The following is a 17341-nucleotide window of genomic DNA, read 5'->3' on the forward strand; positions in this document are numbered from 1 at the left end:
CTCGATGTCCGTGCACAGCCAATCGACGGCGCCGTACGCGTCCGCCGCCGCCCCAGAGTTCCCCCGGCACGTCGTCACCGCCGTGCTCGTCTCCCACGACGGCGCACGCTGGCTGCCCACCGTGCTGGCCGGGCTGCTCGGGCAGGAACGTCCCGTACAGCAGATCGTCGCCGCCGACACCGGCTCCTCCGACGACTCCGCGCGGCTGGTCACCGAGGCGCTCGGGGCCGAGCAGGTCCTGCACCTCGCACGCCGTACGGGCTTCGGTACGGCCGTCGACGAGGCGGTCCGCACGGCCGATGAACTCACCCCCGACGACCTGCCGTACCTGAAGCGTCCCAGTTCCTGGGACCCGGTCACCAGGAGCTGGCGCGACGACGCGTACGACCTGCCCGAACTGCCGCACGGCGAACCGGTGCAGTGGCTCTGGCTGCTCCACGACGACTGCGCACCCGAGCCCGACGCGCTCGCCGAGCTGCTGCGCGTCGTCGAGACCGACCACCACGCAGTGATCGTCGGCCCCAAACTCCGCGGCTGGTACGACCGCAAGCAGCTCCTCGAAGTCGGCGTCTCCATCGCCAACAGCGGACGCCGCTGGACCGGACTCGACCGCCGCGAGCAGGACCAGGGCCAGCACGACCAGGTCCGTACCGTGCTCTCCGTCTCCTCCGCCGGCATGCTGATCCGCCGTGACATCTGGGAGGAACTGGGCGGGTTCGACGGCAGGCTCCCGCTGATGCGTGACGACGTCGATCTCTGCTGGCGCGCGCATGCCGCCGGACACCGGGTCCTCATCGCTCCCGACGCCGTCCTGCGGCATGCCGAGGCATCCGCCCGGGAACGCCGTCCCATCGACTGCGCCGGACGCTCCGTCGCCTCCCCGCACCGTGTCGACAAGGCCGGCGCCGTCTACACGATGCTCGTCAACGCCCGTGGCAAACAGCTGCCCTGGGTGCTGCTCCGGCTCGTGCTCGGCACCCTGCTCCGCACCCTCGCCTACCTGGTCGGCAAGGTGCCCGGTCAGGCACTCGACGAAGTCGCCGGACTTTTCGGCACCCTGCTGCGCCCCGGCAGGATCTTCGCGGCCCGCCGCAGGCGCGGCAAGAGCGTCGTGGACATGGCCGAGCTGCGGGGGCTCTTCCCGCCGCCCGGTGCGACCGTCCGCGCCACCGTCGAGCAGGTCGCCGGAAACTTCGGCAGCGGGTCCGACGCCGATTCCGGCGGTTCACGGCACGGCGCCGTCGAGTCCGGACCGGGCGGTGACGACGCCGACTTCCTGGAGATCGAGCAGTTCGCCCGGCTGAAGCGGATCGGCCGTAAGCCCGGCCCGGTCCTCTTCGCCGTCCTGCTCCTCGTCTCCCTCGTCGCCTGCCGCGGCCTCCTCGGCGGCGGCGCACTGGCGGGCGGCGCGCTCCTGCCCGCACCCGCGGACGTCTCCGACCTGTGGGGGCGGTACGCGGACGGCTGGCACCCGGTCGGCACCGGCGGCACTCAGACCGCACCGCCCTACCTCGCCGTGATCTCCGCCCTGTCCGCGCTGTTCCTCGGCTCGACCGGCTTCGCGCTCACGCTGCTGCTCGTCTGCTCGGTCCCGCTCGCCGGACTCACCGCGTACTTCGTCTCCCGCCCGCTGCTCGAATCACGACTGCTGCGGGCCTGGGCGAGCGTCGCGTACGCCTTCCTGCCCGCCGCGACCGGCGCCCTCGCGACCGGCCGCCTCGGCACCGCCGTACTGGCGATCCTGCTTCCGCTGATCACCCGCGCCGCCGTCTCCGCGTGGGGGATGCGCGGCCACGGGGACACCCGCGGCAGCTGGCGCGCCACCTGGGCGTACACCCTGCTCCTCACCCTCGCGATGGCCTTCACGCCCATCGTCTGGCTGCTCGCTGTCGTCCTCGGTATCGGCGTCCTCGTACTGCGCCGCCACGACATCGCCGCCTACGGGCTCCGCTTCCTCGCCACGATCGGCACCCCGCTGCTGGTCCTCGCGCCGTGGTCGCTGTCGCTGCTCAGCAACCCCTCGTCGTTCCTGAACGAGGCGGGGCTGGACTTCGGTGCGGGTTCGGCCTCCGCGCTCGACCTGCTCGGGATCAGTCCTGGCGGCCCCAAGGCCGCGGGCGGCGTGCTGCTGCTCGGCATCGTGCTCGCGGCGCTGGCCGCGCTGCTGCGCGGGGAACGGCAGTTCGCGATCCGCGCCGCCTGGGCCGTCGCCCTCGTCGCTCTGGTCTTCGCCGGGCTCGCCAACGGCTCCGGCTGGGCCGGGCCCGCCACCCTCGTCTACGGCATTGCGCTGATCACCGCCGCGCTCGTCGGCGCGGACGGTGCCCGGGTACGGGTCGCCGAGCTCAGCTTCGGCTGGCGCCAGCCGGTCGCCGCCCTGATCGCCCTCGCGGCGGGGCTGGCCCCCGCGCTGGCCGCCGTCGGCTGGATGATCGGCGGCGCCGCGGGCCCGCTGGAGCGGCGTGACCCGGTGCAGGTCCCCGCATTCGTTGCAGAGGAGAGCAGCACCCGCGACCAGCCCCGCACCCTGGTCCTCGGCGGCAGCTCGCCCGCCACCGTCGCGTACACCCTGGTCCGTGGCTCCGGCGCGCGGCTCGGCGACTCGGAACTGACCGAGTCGGGCGGCTCCAACAGCCACCTGGACAAGGTGGTCGCCAACCTGGTCGCGGGCTCGGGCGCCGACCAGGGCAGTCAGCTCAGCGGCTTCGCGATCCGTTACGTACTCGTACGGGACGGCGCGCCGCGCGAGATGAGCCGGGTGCTCGACGCGACCCCGGGTCTGAGCCGGCTGAGCCAGCTCGACGGCAGCGCGCTGTGGCGCGTGGACCGTCAGGTCGCCCGCATCATGATCGTCCCGCCCGGTGCCGGCGGCGAGCAGATGCCTGTCGGCTCGGGGCCGGTCGAGGCGCACTCCAAGATTCCCGCGGGCGGCTCCGGCCGCGTCCTGCGGATCGCCGACGCCGCGGACCCCGGCTGGAAGGCCACGCTGAACGGCCGGGCCCTGACCGCCAAGACCGCGGACGGCTGGGCGCAGGGCTTCGAGCTGCCCGCCGAGGGCGGCACGCTGGACCTCACGTACGAGACGCCGATCACCCACACCGCGTGGATCTGGACCCAGGCCGCGCTCGGCGTGGTCCTGCTGGTCCTGGCCCTGCCGGGCCGCCGACGGGAGATCGACGACGACCTGCCCGACGCGGACCTGACGGTTCCGGCCGAGCCGGTCGCCGGCGAGGGACGCCGGGCGCGCAGGCTGCGCGCCGCCGCCGAGGCTGAGGCGGTATCCGAGGACGCCGAGCCGACGCCGGAGGAGGCAGGGCAGAACATCCCCGCGCAGCAGTCGGCCGACCCGTACGCCGAGCGGTCCGAAACGCAGGACCCGTACGCCGAGCGGTCCGAAACGCCGGACCCGTACGGCGAGCAGTCCGCGGCGCAGGACCCGTACGCCCAATCCGACGAGGACGGCCACTACGCCCCCGTACCGCAGCAACAGCAGTACGGCGAGTGGGACACCCAGCAGTACCAGGACGCCGACTACACGCAGTACCAGGGCGAGCAGCAGCAGGCCGCCGCCGATCCCTACCAGCAGGGCACCGCACCGGTGTACGACCCGTACGGCTATCAGCAGCAGTACGACCAGAACCAGGGCCAGTACGACCAGGAACAGGGCCAGTACGACCAGGGCCAGGGCGCGTACGACCAGGGCCAGTACAGCCAGTACGCCCCGCAGCCCCCGTACGACCCACAAGCCTCCTACACCGCACAGCCCCCGTACGACCCGCAGAACCCCGACGAGAACCCCGCCCCGGCCCGGAACCCGTGGCCGACCGGTAACGCATCGCGAGGCGAGTCCGAGTGAAGTCCACCAGCCTGTCCCTCATCGCGGGCACCGTAGCCCTTGCCGCCGTCACCGGGTTCGCCGCGCTCACCACGCAGGGCGACGCGGATGCCGGCCAGGCGAAAGCCGCCGCCCGGCTGCCGGTGGAGCGGTCCAGTCTGCTCTGCCCGGCGCCCAGCCTCTCGGACCTTGCGGAGACGACGTACACGTCCTTCACCCCGGCGGCCGGCAGCGGCGGAGCGGCAGGCGCCGCCGAACTGATGCCGTCCGTCTCCAACACGGCGGGCGCGGGCGACGACACCACCGCCGAGACGGACGGGAAGAAGGACAAGAGCAAGAAGGCGGTCTCCGGCAAGCCGGTCGTCTCCCTCAAGAAGCCGGGCAGACCGGCCACCGCCGAGGCGTCCGGCTCCGACGCCCCGGCCCTGGTCGGCACCGCCACCGGCGAGCTTGCGCCCGGCTGGACCACGCAGCAGACCACCACCGTCAGCGCGGGCGCCACCCGCGGCCTGCTCGGGGTCAGCTGCACCGGCCCGGACACGAACTTCTGGTTCCCAGCTGCCAGCACCGCGAAGTCCCGCGAGGACTACGTCCACCTCACCAACCCGGACGACACGGCCGCGGTGGCCGACATCGAGCTGTACGGGCCGGACGGCTCGCTCAAGTCCGATGTGGGGGAGGGCATCACGGTCCCGGCCAGGTCCAGCGTTCCGGTTCTGATCTCCACCCTGACCAGCGAGGCGGCCGACGACGTGACCGTCCACGTCACCACGCGCACCGGCCGGGTCGGCGCCGTCGTCAGGGCGGCGGACAACGAGACCGGCAGCGACTGGCTCGCCGCCTCCGTCGACCCGACCGGCACTCTCGTCCTCCCCGGCATCCCGGCGGACGCCACGGACGTCCGGCTGGTGGCCTTCGCCCCCGGCGAGGAGGACGCCGATCTGACGGTGAAGCTGCTGGGCAAGAACAGTGCGATCTCACCGGCCGGACACGAGGACCTTCACATCAAGTCGAACATGACCGCAGGCGTCGACCTGCAGGACGTCACCAAGGGTGAAGCGGGCTCCCTGCTGCTGACCCCGGCGGAGAGCGGGCGGGCCACACCTGTGGTGGCGGCGCTGCGCGTGGTCCGCGGCACCGGCGACAAGCGGGAGGTTGCGTACATCCCGGCGACCGGGCCGGTGGGCGCACAGGCCACCGTGGCCGACAACCGGGCGAAGGGCTCGACCCTTTCCCTCACCGCTCCGGGCGCCACCGGGAAGGTGAAGGTCACGGCCTCAGCGGGCAGCGAGGGTGGCGAACAGACCGTCCAGATGTACACGGTCAAGGCCGGTACGACGATCGCCGTCACCCCGCCGGTACCGGCCGGGCTCAAGGGCAGCTACGCGCTGACGATCGAGACGGTGTCGGGCGGTCCGGTCCATGCCGCGCGCACCCTGTCCCTGCCGGAGAACGGGATCCCGATGTTCACGGTGCAGACGCTGCCGGACGACGGCGGAACGGTCGAGGTACCCGACGCCGAACAGGACCTCTCGGTCCTGGACGACTGAGCAACGGGTCAGGGGCGGGCCGAGGCCGGTCCGCCCCGGATACCCAGGGCCTCTCGTTCGCGCCCTGCTGGCCTCGCGGGGGGTCGCAGCCTGATCCGGACGACAGGACCTGGTGGCCCTCCCGGCAAGCTCTGCCCCGTCGCGTCGCCCAGCACGCCACGTCGGCCAGAAGCCCTGGTAGCTCCTTCCCCGAGCTCTCGGCGTTCGAGCAGGAGAGACCCCACCCCAGAACCTCCGGCAGCCTTGCGACCGCACGCACCAGACGCCGCCCGGCCCGCCCTACGGCCGGACGACGCTACTTTCGAAACACGCCCTAGTCCTGCCCATAGCGCGGATCCACTGACTCCGGCGACAGCCCGAGCAACTCCGCGACCTGCTCGACCACGACCTCGTGCACCAGCAGCGCACGCTCGTCGCGGTTCTTGGTACGGATCTCGACGGGGCGCCGGTAGATGATGATCTGCGCAGGCCGGTCCTTCTCCGCGGACACCGCACGCCCCAGCGGTACGGTCTCCGCCTGCGGCCCCGGTACATCGAGGACCATGAAATCGACATCGGCCAGCTGAGGCCAGCGCCGCTCCAGCCGCTCCACCGAGTCCTGTACGAGATCACGGAAGTTCTCCGCCCTGGTGGCCGAGAGCGGCACCTGGGGCGGGGCGACGGGTCCGCGCATGCCGCGGCCATGGCGGTCACGACGGCGCGGTCGTGGCTCGGGCGGGTGGGGCGGCGGTACAGGACTGTCCATCACCGACGCAGCGTAACCCTCTGCGGGGCAGCCTGATCGCGCGTCATCGGCAGCACGGCGGCATGTCCGCGCTTGAACATTCCGGCCAAGCTTGAGCCCGTTTCAGGCCCGGTCCGCGACCGTGGATCTCCTACGTATTGGCAGCTTATGCACCGAGTGGTGACCGATATCGTTGCCGTTGCGAGCTGCACTTCCCTCCTCCTGCGCAGGTCAGGGCGGTTGCCCGAAAGGCGGTTGTGCCGGAGGTCACAGTGCGACACGGTGGGGTGACCTGAGGGAGAGTCGTCGCAGCCCGCTCAAGAGTGCGGTACCGTCCAACATCGTGAGCCCTGTACGTCGCTGTTCGCGCACCGCGTGCGGCCGCCCTGCCGTCGCGACACTGACGTACGTCTATGCCGACTCGACTGCGGTCCTCGGCCCGCTCGCCACCTACGCCGAGCCCCATTGCTACGACCTCTGTGCCGAGCACAGTGAGCGACTGACCGCGCCACGCGGCTGGGAAGTCGTCCGGCTCGCCGATCCCTCCGCACCCACGCGCCCCAGCGGTGACGACCTCGAAGCACTCGCCAACGCCGTGCGGGAAGCGGCGCGTCCGCACGACCGCGCGGCGGAGGCCAGAGGCGGCGGCCCGCACGCCGCGGGCCCGATGGAGGTCGCGCGCCGCGGTCACCTGCGGGTCCTGCGCTCGCCCGACTCCTGAAGCGGTCGATCACCGAACGACCGCACCGCCCGCAGGCGCGTGGACCGGCCGGGTAGTTTGGGCGGTCCGCAGGAAATTCAGGAGGACCGGCCCGTGGCTGCTGATCTGTCGCAGATCGTGAAGGCGTACGACGTGCGCGGAGTCGTGCCCGATCAGTGGGACGAATCGCTGGCCGAGCAGTTCGGGGCGGCGTTCGTCGAGGTGACGGACGCGGAGGCGATCGTGATCGGCCACGACATGCGCCCGTCGTCTCCCGGTCTCTCGGCGGCGTTCGCGCGCGGCGCGGCGGCACGCGGTGCGGACGTCACCCTGATCGGCCTCTGCTCCACCGACCAGCTGTACTTCGCCTCCGGCAGCCTCGGCCTGCCCGGGGCGATGTTCACCGCCTCGCACAACCCGGCGCAGTACAACGGCATCAAGCTGTGCCGGGCGGGCGCCGCACCGGTCGGGCAGGACAGCGGGCTCGCCGAGATCCGCACCCTGATCGAGAAGTGGGCCGAACAGGGCGCACCGCAGCCGGTCGCCACGCCCGGCACCGTCACGGACCGCGACACCCTCACCGACTACGCGGCCCACCTGCGGTCCCTGGTCGACCTGACGGCCGTCCGCCCGCTGAAGGTCGTGGTCGACGCGGGCAACGGCATGGGCGGCCACACCGTCCCCACCGTCTTCGAGGGGCTCCCGCTCGACGTCGTCCCCCTGTACTTCGAACTGGACGGCACGTTCCCCAACCACGAGGCCAACCCCCTCGACCCGAAGAACCTCGTCGACCTCCAGGCCCGGGTGCTGGCCGAGGGCGCCGACCTGGGCCTCGCCTTCGACGGCGACGCGGACCGCTGCTTCGTCGTCGACGAACGCGGCGCGGGTGTCTCCCCGTCAGCGATCACCGCGCTGGTCGCGGCGCGCGAACTCGCCCGCAACGGCGGCAAGGGCACCGTCATCCACAACCTGATCACGTCCTGGTCGGTCCCCGAGGTGGTCCGCGAACACGGCGGAACCCCCGTCCGTACCCGCGTCGGCCACTCCTTCATCAAGGCGGAGATGGCCGAACACGGCGCGATCTTCGGTGGCGAACACTCCGCGCACTATTACTTCCGCGACTTCTGGAACGCCGATACGGGCATGCTCGCCGCCCTCCACGTCCTCGCCGCCCTCGGCGGCCAGCCGGGCCCGCTCTCCGAACTGGTCGCCCAGTACGACCGCTACACCGGCTCCGGGGAGATCAACTCCACGGTCGACGACCAGCCGGCCCGCACGGCGGTGGTACGCGCATGCTTCGAGGCGCGCGAGGGCATCACGCTCGATGAACTGGACGGCCTGACGGTGACGGCACCGGACTGGTGGTTCAACCTCCGGGCCTCCAACACGGAACCCCTGCTGCGCCTGAACGTCGAGGCCCGCGACGAGGGGACGATGAAGGCGGTACGCGACGAGGTCCTGGCCCTGGTCCGCGCGTAGGTCCACTCCCGGCCCTCTTGGGCGAGCGTCCGGCCCGTCCGGCGTTGGGGAACCGGACGGGGGCCCGGACGGGGCACCGGTTCCGGGACGGGGCGAGCACGCCGCAGGCGCCCCATCCGCCGGCCCCGACCCGCACCGCAACCCCATGCACACCACATCGCCCCACCCGCCCCACTGACTCCGGGCCGGGCCGCGCCCCCGCCACCCCGGCGGTAGGCTGACGACGCCTGATCCGCGTGAACCGGACACACACGTTCGAATGCTCGAAGGGACCCACCCCATGCCGCTCGAAGCCGGCCTTCTGGAGATCCTCGCCTGCCCGGCCTGCCACTCCCCGCTGGACGACCGCTCGGCAGCCGACAGCCCCGAGCTGGTCTGCACCGGCACGGACTGCGGCCTGGCCTACCCGGTACGGGACGGCATTCCCGTCCTCCTCGTCGACGAGGCCCGCCGCCCCGCGTAACGGCGAGTCACGGGACCGCCGTCACCCACCACACCGGCGACCCCGCCCCGTACACCGCAGACCTCACGCTGAGCAGCACGTGATCGGAGGCCCGTCCCCATGCTCGACGAGTCGTTGCTCGACGCCCCGGAAGCATTGGCCCGAGCCGACCGCCGCGGTCTGCTCCGGGGCGCCGCCGAGGCCGGGGCGCGCGTCCGTACCGCCGCCCGGCACGCCGCGGAGGCCGGGATCACCGAGCTGACCCCGGAGGGCCGCCCCCGCGCGGTCATGGTCGCCGGCTCAGGCACCGCCGCATTCGGCGTCGCCGACCTGATCGCCGCACTGGCGGGCGCCTCTGCCCCCGTCACACGTATCCCCCCTTCCGGCGTCGCACCCGCCGCGGGCGCGATGCGCTGGACGCTCCCCGGCTGGGCCGGCTCCGTCGACCTGCTGCTGATCGCCACGGCTGACGGCACCGAACCGGGCCTAGCGCTCCTCGCCGAACAGGCGTACCGGCGCGGCTGCACGGTCGTTGCCGTCGCCCCCCACCGGTCCCCGCTGCGCGAGGCGGTCGACGGGGTGCACGGGCTCGTCGTACCGATGGCGTCCGCCCCGCACGGCGAGTACGACGCCGAGACCTCGGCCGCGGGCCCCGGCACGCTCTGGGCCCTGTTCACGCCGCTGCTCGCCCTGCTCGACCGGGTCGGCCTGCTCACCGCAACCCCCGAGGCGCTGCAGAGTGTCGCAGACCGCCTCGACCGCACCGCCGAGCGCTGCGGCCCGGCCATTGCCACGTACAGCAACCCGGCCAAGACCCTCGCTGCCGAACTCGCCGACAGCCTGCCCCTCATCTGGACGGAGGGCGACGCCGCAGGACCGGTCGGGCGACGCTTCGCCGCCGTCCTCGCCGAACTGTCCGGCCGCCCGGCCATCGCCGCCGAACTCCCCGAGGCGCTCCCCGCCCACGGGGCGCTGCTGGCGGGCACCTTCGCGGCCGGAGCCGACCCCGACGACTTCTTCCGCGACCGGGTCGACGAGACGGAGCCCCTGCACGCCCGGGTCGTCCTGCTCCGGGACCGGCCCACCGGCGGCCTGAGTGCCGCCCCGGCCGCCCGCGAACTCGCCCTCGGCCACGACACGGCGATCAGCGAACTCGAACCGGAAGAGGGCACCGAACTCGAAGCCCTCGCCGAACTTCTCGCAGTCACCGACTTCGCCGCCGTCTACCTGTCCCTGGCATCGGCGGCTCATCCCTGACCCGCTCCACCGCATCGCACGATCCCCGCATCTCACGAGGACGAAAAATCTCCATGGACCGGCTCTCCAACACCGTGCGCCCTTACGCCTGGGGCTCCACCACCGCCATCCCCGAACTGCTCGGCGTCGCCCCCACCGGCGAACCCCAGGCCGAGATGTGGGTGGGCGCCCACCCTGGAGCCCCCTCCCGCCTCACTCGTACAGCAGGCACCGAGCAGCCCCTCACCGACATCATCACCGCCGACCCCGAGCGCGAACTGGGCCCGGCCACGGTCGAGAAGTTCGGCCCTCGTCTCCCCTTCCTCCTCAAGCTGCTCGCCGCGGGTGCCCCCCTCTCCCTCCAGGTTCACCCCGACCTCGCGCAGGCCAAGAAGGGGTATGAGGACGAGGAGCGTCGGTCCGTGCCGATCGGCGCACCTCACCGCACGTACAAGGACGCCAACCACAAGCCCGAACTGATCTGCGCGCTCACTCCTTTCGAAGGCCTCTGTGGCTTCCGCCGGCCCACCGAGGCCGCCGAGGCGATGGCGGCGCTCGGCGTCGACTCCCTCAAGCCGTACGTCGACCTGCTCGGAGCCCACCCCGAAGAGGCGGCGCTCCGCGAAGTGCTCACGGCGATCCTCACCGCCGACCCCGCGGAGATGGCGGAGACGGTCACGGCGGCGGCCGCCGCCGCCGAACGCCTCGGTGGCGCCCACGCCCCGTACGCCCGCATCGCACACCACTTCCCCGGTGACCCGGGTGTCATCGCTGCGATGCTGCTGAACTACGTGCAACTCCAGCCCGGCGAAGCCCTGTTCCTCGGCGCCGGGGTCCCGCACGCCTACCTCGGCGGCCTCGGTGTGGAGATCATGGCCAACTCGGACAACGTGCTGCGCTGCGGACTGACGCCCAAGCACATCGACGTCCCCGAGCTCCTCGGAGTCGTCCGTTTCGAGGCGACCGACCCCGGCATCCTGCGTCCTGAGGCGTCCCCCTCCGGCGAGGAGGTGTACGAGACCCCGGTCGACGAATTCCGGCTGTCGCGCTACGACCTCTCACCCGGCGCCGCCCCTGTGGATCTGACCAGGTCCGCCCCGCAGATTCTGCTCTGCACCGCCGGTGCGCCCCGCGTCGGCACGCTCGACCTCGCCCCCGGCGGCTCGGTCTTCGTGCCGTCGGACGAATCGGTTGAAGCGTCTGGTACCGGCACACTGTTCCGCGCGACAGTGGTGGCCTGACGTACCGTCCGAATCAGCGGCTGCAACAATGTCCGGCCGTACCGCGGCGCCAGGGCCGCAGCATTGACGAAGGGACACCAGGCACCCATGAGTGCGTCAGGCGGAACCAAGGCGATCGTGGCGGCGCTCGGCGCCAATCTCGCGATCGCAGTGGCCAAATTCGTGGCGTTCCTGTTCAGTGGCTCGTCGTCGATGCTCGCGGAGAGCGTCCACTCGATCGCCGACTCGGGCAACCAGGGGCTTCTGCTGCTCGGCGGCAAGAAGGCCCAGCGCGAAGCCACCCCCCAGCACCCCTTCGGCTACGGCCGTGAGCGCTACATCTACGCCTTCCTCGTCTCCATCGTCCTGTTCTCGGTCGGTGGCATGTTCGCGGTGTACGAGGGCTACGAGAAGATCAAGCACCCGCACGAGATCGAGGCCTGGTACTGGCCGGTCGGCGTACTGGTCTTCGCGATCATCGCCGAGGGCTTCTCCTTCCGTACGGCCATCAAGGAGTCCAACGAGACCCGCGGATCGCTCTCCTGGAAGGAGTTCATCCGCCGCGCGAAGGCTCCCGAGCTCCCCGTCGTCCTCCTGGAGGACTTCGGCGCGCTGATCGGTCTGGTGCTCGCCCTCGCAGGTGTCGGCCTGGCCCTCGGGACCGGCAACGGCGTCTGGGACGGAATCGGCACCCTCTGCATCGGCACCCTGCTGATCATCATCGCGATCGTCCTTGCCGCCGAGACGAAGTCGCTGCTGCTCGGTGAGGCCGCCGGCACCGACCAGGTCGACAAGATCAAGGCCGCGGTCGTCGACGGCGAAACCGTCACCCGCATCATCCACATGCGTACGCTCCACCTCGGCCCGGAGGAGCTGCTGGTCGCCGCGAAGATCGCCGTCCAGCACGACGACACTGCCACCGAGGTCGCCAACGCCATCAACGCCGCCGAGGCCCGCATCCGCGAAGCCGTCCCGATCGCCCGGGTCATCTACCTGGAACCGGACATCTTCAACGAGGCGGCCGCTGCCGCGGGCACCAATCCGGCCACGCCCCCCGACACCGACCCGGCCGATTCCGGCCACTGACCCTCCCGATCCCCTTTTCGACCGCTCCCGGCCCCGAGTGGGCTGGGAGCGGCTGGGCCGATCGGTGTAGATTCGGTGACAGTGTCAGACGTCGCTGCTGATGGCGGTCGGCCGCTCCGCTCCTGCGGACCGGGCGAGGGAGAGAGGGCCTCCGACGGACTGCGCTGCGAGCGCCCCGGGCATTCGTGTGCCCGCCGCCGCAGAGCCGGCCCTATCCACCCTCGACCCCATGATGAGGAGCAGCCCGTTATGACGACGGTCGCCAATCGACAGGACTTCAAGGTCGCCGACCTCTCCCTCGCGGAGTTCGGCCGCAAGGAGATCACGCTCGCCGAGCACGAGATGCCCGGCCTGATGTCGATCCGCAAGGAGTACGCCGCCGCGCAGCCGCTCGCCGGCGCCCGCATCACCGGCTCGCTGCACATGACCGTGCAGACCGCCGTGCTGATCGAAACCCTGGTCGCCCTCGGCGCCGAGGTCCGCTGGGCCTCCTGCAACATCTTCTCCACCCAGGACCACGCCGCCGCAGCCATCGCCGTCGGCCCGAACGGCACCCTGGACGCCCCCGCCGGCGTCCCGGTCTTCGCCTGGAAGGGCGAGACGCTGGAAGAGTACTGGTGGTGCACGGAGCAGGCCCTGACCTGGCCGAACACGCCCACCGGCGGCCCGAACATGATCCTCGACGACGGTGGCGACGCCACCCTCCTCGTCCACAAGGGCGTCGAGTTCGAGAAGGCCGGATCGGCCCCGGACCCGTCGACCGCGGACAGCGAGGAGTACGGCCACATCCTCACCCTGCTGAACCGCACCCTCGGCGAGGCCCCGCAGAAGTGGACCCAGCTGGCGTCCGAGATCCGCGGCGTCACCGAGGAGACCACGACCGGTGTGCACCGGCTGTACGAGATGCACCGCGACGGCACCCTCCTCTTCCCGGCGATCAACGTCAACGACGCCGTCACCAAGTCCAAGTTCGACAACAAGTACGGCTGCCGCCACTCCCTGATCGACGGCATCAACCGCGCCACCGACGTCCTGATCGGCGGCAAGACCGCCGTTGTCTGCGGCTACGGCGATGTGGGCAAGGGCTGCGCGGAGTCCCTCCGCGGCCAGGGCGCCCGCGTGATCATCACCGAGATCGACCCGATCTGCGCGCTCCAGGCGGCAATGGACGGCTACCAGGTCGCCACCCTCGACGACGTCGTCGCCCAGGCCGACATCTTCGTCACCACGACGGGCAACAAGGACATCATCATGGCCGCCGACATGGCCAAGATGAAGCACCAGGCGATCGTCGGGAACATCGGTCACTTCGACAACGAGATCGACATGGCCGGTCTCGCCAAGATCGACGGCATCGTCAAGGACGAGGTCAAGCCGCAGGTCCACACGTGGACCTTCCCCGACGGCAAGGTCATCATCGTGCTGTCCGAGGGCCGCCTGCTGAACCTGGGCAACGCCACGGGCCACCCCTCGTTCGTCATGTCCAACTCGTTCGCGGACCAGACCCTGGCCCAGATCGAGCTGTTCACCAAGCCCGAGGAGTACCCGACCGACGTCTACGTGCTGCCCAAGCACCTCGACGAGAAGGTCGCCCGCCTCCACCTGGCCGCGCTCGGCGTGAAGCTCACGACGCTCCGCCCCGAGCAGGCCGCCTACATCGGCGTCGAGGTCGAAGGCCCGTACAAGCCCGACCACTACCGCTACTGATCCGGCACTGATCCCGTCCGCCGACGGCACAGATCAGACCGGCCGGTGACCGGTCCGGAACGGCCCTGACGGACGGACCAGCCCCACCTTCAGCAGCAGATACGAGCGCAGGCCCCCGCACCCCCGTGTCGGGGGCCTGCGTCGTACCGCACCCGCACAGCCCGAGGAACCCGAAGGACCCCATGCCCCGCGGCCGTTATTCGCTCCATGATCCCCACGACCACACCCTCCTCGGCCAAGAACATTTCCAATGCGCCCCAGGCCCCTCCGGCTGGCGCTATGTCTCCCGGACCACCGCCCCCTCCGGCGATCACCTGGGCTCCGTCGACCTCACCCTCGACGAACTCGGCCGCCCCGTTCGCCTCGAACTCCATGCCACGAGCTGGCAGATCCGAGGAGCCGCCCTCGAAGGCGTCACCTGGGTCCGCACCGATCCGACCGGTACCCATGCCACCGAAGGCAATGTCCGCGCCCACGCCTTCACTGGCACCTCCCCCGCATTCCTCGTCGCGACCTCGCGACTGCTGCGCCTCACCCCCGGTTCCCCCGCGACCCGTGTCCGCCTCGTCGCCTTCACGGAACCCGTCCTCGCCCCCCGCACCGTCGACCAGTCCTGGGCCCTGGTGAACAGTGAAGCGCATGCCACTGACAGTGGCCCCCTGATGGTGGACGAATACCAGGTCAGCGCCCTGGACACGGGTGAGCAGCACACCGTCCACATCGCCGGCGACGTGGTCCTCTCGGCCCCCGGCGTTGAGCTCGAAGAGCTGGAATCCCCGCCCTCCCCTCGCTAAGCAGGCGGCGCAAACCCAGTGCCCGGAGTCCGCACCGGGGACCCGTCCGCCCCGGAAACCCCAGTAGCCCCAGGGTTAACGGGTTCCACAGGGGTCGCCCACTCCATGGGCGCCGACGCAGCCCGCACGCCCCCCGCGCCCTCCCCACCGCTCTGCGCGACGGCGGGCAGACCCGTCTGTCCGCCCAGGGGCGGACCCGCGACATCCGGGGAGACTCTCTGCGCAGCGGCGAACACCCGCTGCGCGTCCCGTGCCTGCCGCTCGTTCACCACGCCGGCCAGATATGCCGCAGCCGGCACCCCTTCCGGGACGGGAACCCCCGTACGCGCGGCCAGCTCCCCACTCAGCCGTGTGGCCAACGACCACCCCACCTCCGCATCGAGCTGGTTCATCCGCGTCAGGTACTGCCGTATCGCCAGCCACAGTTCGTCCGGCACCGCCGACAGATCGAGCCCGGCGAACCGTCCGACCATCCATGGCGGCGGAGGCGGCACGGCGACACCCCGCCCCGACGGCACCCGTTCCCGGACGACGAGCGTCCCCGCGAAGACATCCCCGAGCCGCCGCCCCCGCGCCGACACCAGCGACGCGATGGATGCGACGACCCCGAGCGTCATCAGGATCTCGACGACCCCCATCGCCCCGCGCACCAGCGCGTGCCGGAACCGGATCGGCCCGCCGTCGTCCCGCACCACCCGCAGCCCGCACGCCAGCTTCCCCAGCGAACGGCCGTGGCTGAGCGTCTCCACCGCGATGGGCCCGCCCACCAGTACGAGCAGAAACGTGGCGACGGCAATGGCCGCGCTCGCTGCCTCGTCCAGCGTCACCGTTGCGACGGTCAGCCCGATCGACACCAGGATGAAAACCGTCCACACCACGACAAGATCGATCACCAGAGCCAGCGCCCGACTCGGCAGTTTCGCCGGCCTCAGCCCCAGCACGACCGCGTCCCCGGTCACGAGCTCACTCATTGCCGCCCACCCTTCGCCGACCTTCCCTGCCCCTCGGGAGCTCAGTCTGCCAAGCTGACCCGCAGCGCGCCGCAGTAGGACGGACCCGTACGCACCCATGCCTGGAGCAGCAGCCGACCATGGATCTCGACGTCTTCGTGACAGCCCACCGCACCGAGTGGGACCGCCTGGACCACCTCCTGCACCGCGGGCACCGTCTCACCGGCACCGAAGCCGACGAACTCGTCGCCCTCTATCAGCGGACGGCCACCCATCTCTCACTGATCCAGTCCAGCGCCCCTGACCCGATGCTCACCGCGCGCCTCACCCAGCTCGTGGCCCGCGCCCGGTCCACGGTGACGGGTACCCGCAGGGCCACCTGGCGCGACGCCACCCGCTTCCTGACCGCCGGCTTTCCCGCAGCGGTCTACCGCTCCAGGCACTGGTGGATACCCACGGCCGTCCTCTCGACGCTCCTGACCGCACTCATGGGCTGGTGGATCGGCACCCACCCGGAGGTCCAGGCGGCGATCGCCGCCCCCGAAGACCTCCGCCGCATGACGAGCCCCGGAGGGGAGTACGAGACGTACTACTCCAGCCACCCGGCCGCTTCGTTCGCCGCCCAGGTCTGGACGAACAACGCTCAGGCTGCCGCAATGTGTCTGGTCCTGGGGGCGTTCCTCTGCTTGCCGGTGATCTGGATCCTCTTCGTGAACGTACTCAACCTCGCGGAGGGCATCGGCCTGATGTCGTCGGCCGGCCGACTCGACACCTTCCTCGGCCTGGTCCTCCCGCACGGCCTGCTCGAGCTCACCGCGGTGTTCGTCGCAGCCGGTACAGGCCTCCGTCTCGGCTGGACGGTCGTCGACCCCGGTCCGCAGACTCGCCGCTCCGCCCTGGCGCAGCAAGGCCGAGCCGCGATCGGCATGGCCGTCGGTCTGGCCCTGGTCCTGTTCGTCTCGGGTGTGATCGAAGGTTTCGTCACACCCTCGGGTCTCCCCACCTGGGCCCGTATCGCCATCGGTATCGCCGCCGAGCTGGCGTTCCTCGCGTACGTCTACATACTCGGCGGCCGCGCGGCCCGAGCCGGAGAGGCAGGAGACCTCGACGCCACCGAGCGGAGCGCCGAGCTCCCGACCGCTGCCTGATGGTGCGTATGACCCCGCTGACCTGCTAGTCTTCTCCTCGCCCCAAAAAACCGTTGACACGGTGGACAGGGGGAGGTAGATTCAAACGGTTGAGTCGGACTGGACAGGTTCGATCCCAACGGTTAGTATCTATCTCGCTCTCAACGGAACCAAGTTTCCGCAGAGCCGTTGATTCCTTTATCTATCTCGAGCAATGAAGCCGATTAGATCGGCCGAAATGCTTCTGATAAAGTCGGATCCGCCGAAAGGCAAAGGCCACTCCAAAGGCCACCGGAATCAAATTCGGACCGGAAACGGAAACGAAAAAGAGTCTGGTAAGGTTGGAACCGCCGGAAAGGGAAACGCGAAAGCGAAGAACTGGAAAGCGGAACCCGCTTCGACCGGGAATCGGACACGAAAGAGTCTGATAGAGTCGGAAACGCAAGACCGAAGGGAAAGCCCGGAGGAAAGCCCGAGAGGGTGAGTACAAA

The 17341-nt window shown here is 70.9% G+C and carries 13 protein-coding genes; 11 read left to right on the forward strand and 2 right to left on the reverse strand.

Translation table 11 applies throughout. The features are described 5' to 3' along the window. Positions 1-4: 4 nt before the first annotated feature. Both ACNPQM_RS03640 and ACNPQM_RS03645 read left to right on the forward strand, forming a co-directional pair. On the forward strand, positions 5-3856 hold the full coding sequence (locus ACNPQM_RS03640) for a glycosyltransferase (RefSeq protein ID WP_418082818.1): 3852 nt from the start codon (positions 5-7) through the stop codon (positions 3854-3856). Beyond that, a complete protein-coding gene (locus ACNPQM_RS03645; protein WP_358859205.1) occupies positions 3853-5385 on the forward strand; it encodes a DUF5719 family protein in 1533 nt (510 codons plus the stop codon). Before ACNPQM_RS03640 ends, ACNPQM_RS03645 begins: the two co-directional genes overlap by 4 nt. A 313-nt stretch (positions 5386-5698) precedes the next feature. On the opposite strand, the gene ACNPQM_RS03650 is transcribed toward ACNPQM_RS03645, so the two are convergent. Further along, entirely contained in the window at positions 5699-6130 is a 432-nt protein-coding gene (locus tag ACNPQM_RS03650; RefSeq protein WP_358859206.1) for a metallopeptidase family protein, read from the reverse strand. Positions 6131-6452: 322 nt separating this feature from the next. On the opposite strand from ACNPQM_RS03650, the gene ACNPQM_RS03655 reads away from it, so the two are divergent. The 8 genes from ACNPQM_RS03655 (at position 6453) to ACNPQM_RS03690 (ending at position 14773) form a co-directional block, all read left to right on the forward strand. Continuing rightward, positions 6453-6830 (forward strand): DUF3499 domain-containing protein, encoded by a 378-nt coding sequence (locus ACNPQM_RS03655; RefSeq protein ID WP_418082819.1) that lies wholly within the window; start codon positions 6453-6455, stop codon positions 6828-6830. Positions 6831-6923: 93 nt separating this feature from the next. Further along, positions 6924-8288: a phosphomannomutase/phosphoglucomutase gene (locus ACNPQM_RS03660; protein WP_358859208.1), complete on the forward strand. Its 1365-nt coding sequence runs from the start codon at positions 6924-6926 to the stop codon at positions 8286-8288. Positions 8289-8568: 280 nt separating this feature from the next. Next, positions 8569-8751, forward strand: a complete 183-nt coding sequence (locus ACNPQM_RS03665; RefSeq protein WP_030927015.1) for a Trm112 family protein — start codon at positions 8569-8571, stop codon at positions 8749-8751. Between the two features lie 99 nt (positions 8752-8850). After that, positions 8851-9987 (forward strand): SIS domain-containing protein, encoded by a 1137-nt coding sequence (locus ACNPQM_RS03670; protein WP_418082820.1) that lies wholly within the window; start codon positions 8851-8853, stop codon positions 9985-9987. A 53-nt stretch (positions 9988-10040) separates the two neighbouring features. Continuing rightward, positions 10041-11207, forward strand: coding sequence for a mannose-6-phosphate isomerase, class I (manA, locus tag ACNPQM_RS03675; protein WP_358859210.1), 1167 nt, complete (start codon positions 10041-10043; stop codon positions 11205-11207). Positions 11208-11294: 87 nt separating this feature from the next. Beyond that, entirely contained in the window at positions 11295-12272 is a 978-nt protein-coding gene (locus ACNPQM_RS03680; protein ID WP_358859211.1) for a cation diffusion facilitator family transporter, read from the forward strand. A gap of 249 nt (positions 12273-12521) precedes the next feature. After that, positions 12522-13979: an adenosylhomocysteinase gene (ahcY, locus tag ACNPQM_RS03685; RefSeq protein WP_358859212.1), complete on the forward strand. Its 1458-nt coding sequence runs from the start codon at positions 12522-12524 to the stop codon at positions 13977-13979. 182 nt (positions 13980-14161) lie between these two features. After that, a complete protein-coding gene (locus ACNPQM_RS03690) occupies positions 14162-14773 on the forward strand; it encodes a hypothetical protein (protein WP_418082821.1) in 612 nt (203 codons plus the stop codon). Here ACNPQM_RS03690 and ACNPQM_RS03695 read toward each other — a convergent pair. Beyond that, positions 14770-15744: an RDD family protein gene (locus ACNPQM_RS03695; protein WP_418082822.1), complete on the reverse strand. Its 975-nt coding sequence runs from the start codon at positions 15742-15744 to the stop codon at positions 14770-14772. The two genes, ACNPQM_RS03690 and ACNPQM_RS03695, sit on opposite strands and share 4 nt — an antisense overlap. Before the next feature lie 119 nt (positions 15745-15863). Between ACNPQM_RS03695 and ACNPQM_RS03700 the strand changes: the two genes are divergently transcribed. After that, the gene (locus tag ACNPQM_RS03700) at positions 15864-16871 is read left to right on the forward strand and encodes a stage II sporulation protein M (RefSeq protein WP_418082823.1); all 1008 of its coding nucleotides are present in this window, start codon (positions 15864-15866) and stop codon (positions 16869-16871) included. Positions 16872-17341 lie beyond the last annotated feature (470 nt).

The organism is Streptomyces sp. NPDC056231 (assembly GCF_048270745.1).
Taxonomy (GTDB): Bacteria; Actinomycetota; Actinomycetes; order Streptomycetales; family Streptomycetaceae; genus Streptomyces.

Bases quoted from the DNA above. Each gene is read 5' to 3' on its own strand.
- ACNPQM_RS03640 (WP_418082818.1), top strand. From the start codon at position 5: ATGTCCGTGCACAGCCAATCGACGGCGCCGTACGCGTCCGCCGCCGCC.
- ACNPQM_RS03650 (WP_358859206.1), bottom strand. From the start codon at position 6,130: ATGGACAGTCCTGTACCGCCGCCCCACCCGCCCGAGCCACGACCGCGC.
- ACNPQM_RS03665 (WP_030927015.1), top strand. From the start codon at position 8,569: ATGCCGCTCGAAGCCGGCCTTCTGGAGATCCTCGCCTGCCCGGCCTGC.
- ACNPQM_RS03670 (WP_418082820.1), top strand. From the start codon at position 8,851: ATGCTCGACGAGTCGTTGCTCGACGCCCCGGAAGCATTGGCCCGAGCC.
- manA (WP_358859210.1), top strand. From the start codon at position 10,041: ATGGACCGGCTCTCCAACACCGTGCGCCCTTACGCCTGGGGCTCCACC.
- ACNPQM_RS03680 (WP_358859211.1), top strand. From the start codon at position 11,295: ATGAGTGCGTCAGGCGGAACCAAGGCGATCGTGGCGGCGCTCGGCGCC.
- ahcY (WP_358859212.1), top strand. From the start codon at position 12,522: ATGACGACGGTCGCCAATCGACAGGACTTCAAGGTCGCCGACCTCTCC.
- ACNPQM_RS03690 (WP_418082821.1), top strand. From the start codon at position 14,162: ATGCCCCGCGGCCGTTATTCGCTCCATGATCCCCACGACCACACCCTC.
- ACNPQM_RS03695 (WP_418082822.1), bottom strand. From the start codon at position 15,744: ATGAGTGAGCTCGTGACCGGGGACGCGGTCGTGCTGGGGCTGAGGCCG.
- ACNPQM_RS03700 (WP_418082823.1), top strand. From the start codon at position 15,864: ATGGATCTCGACGTCTTCGTGACAGCCCACCGCACCGAGTGGGACCGC.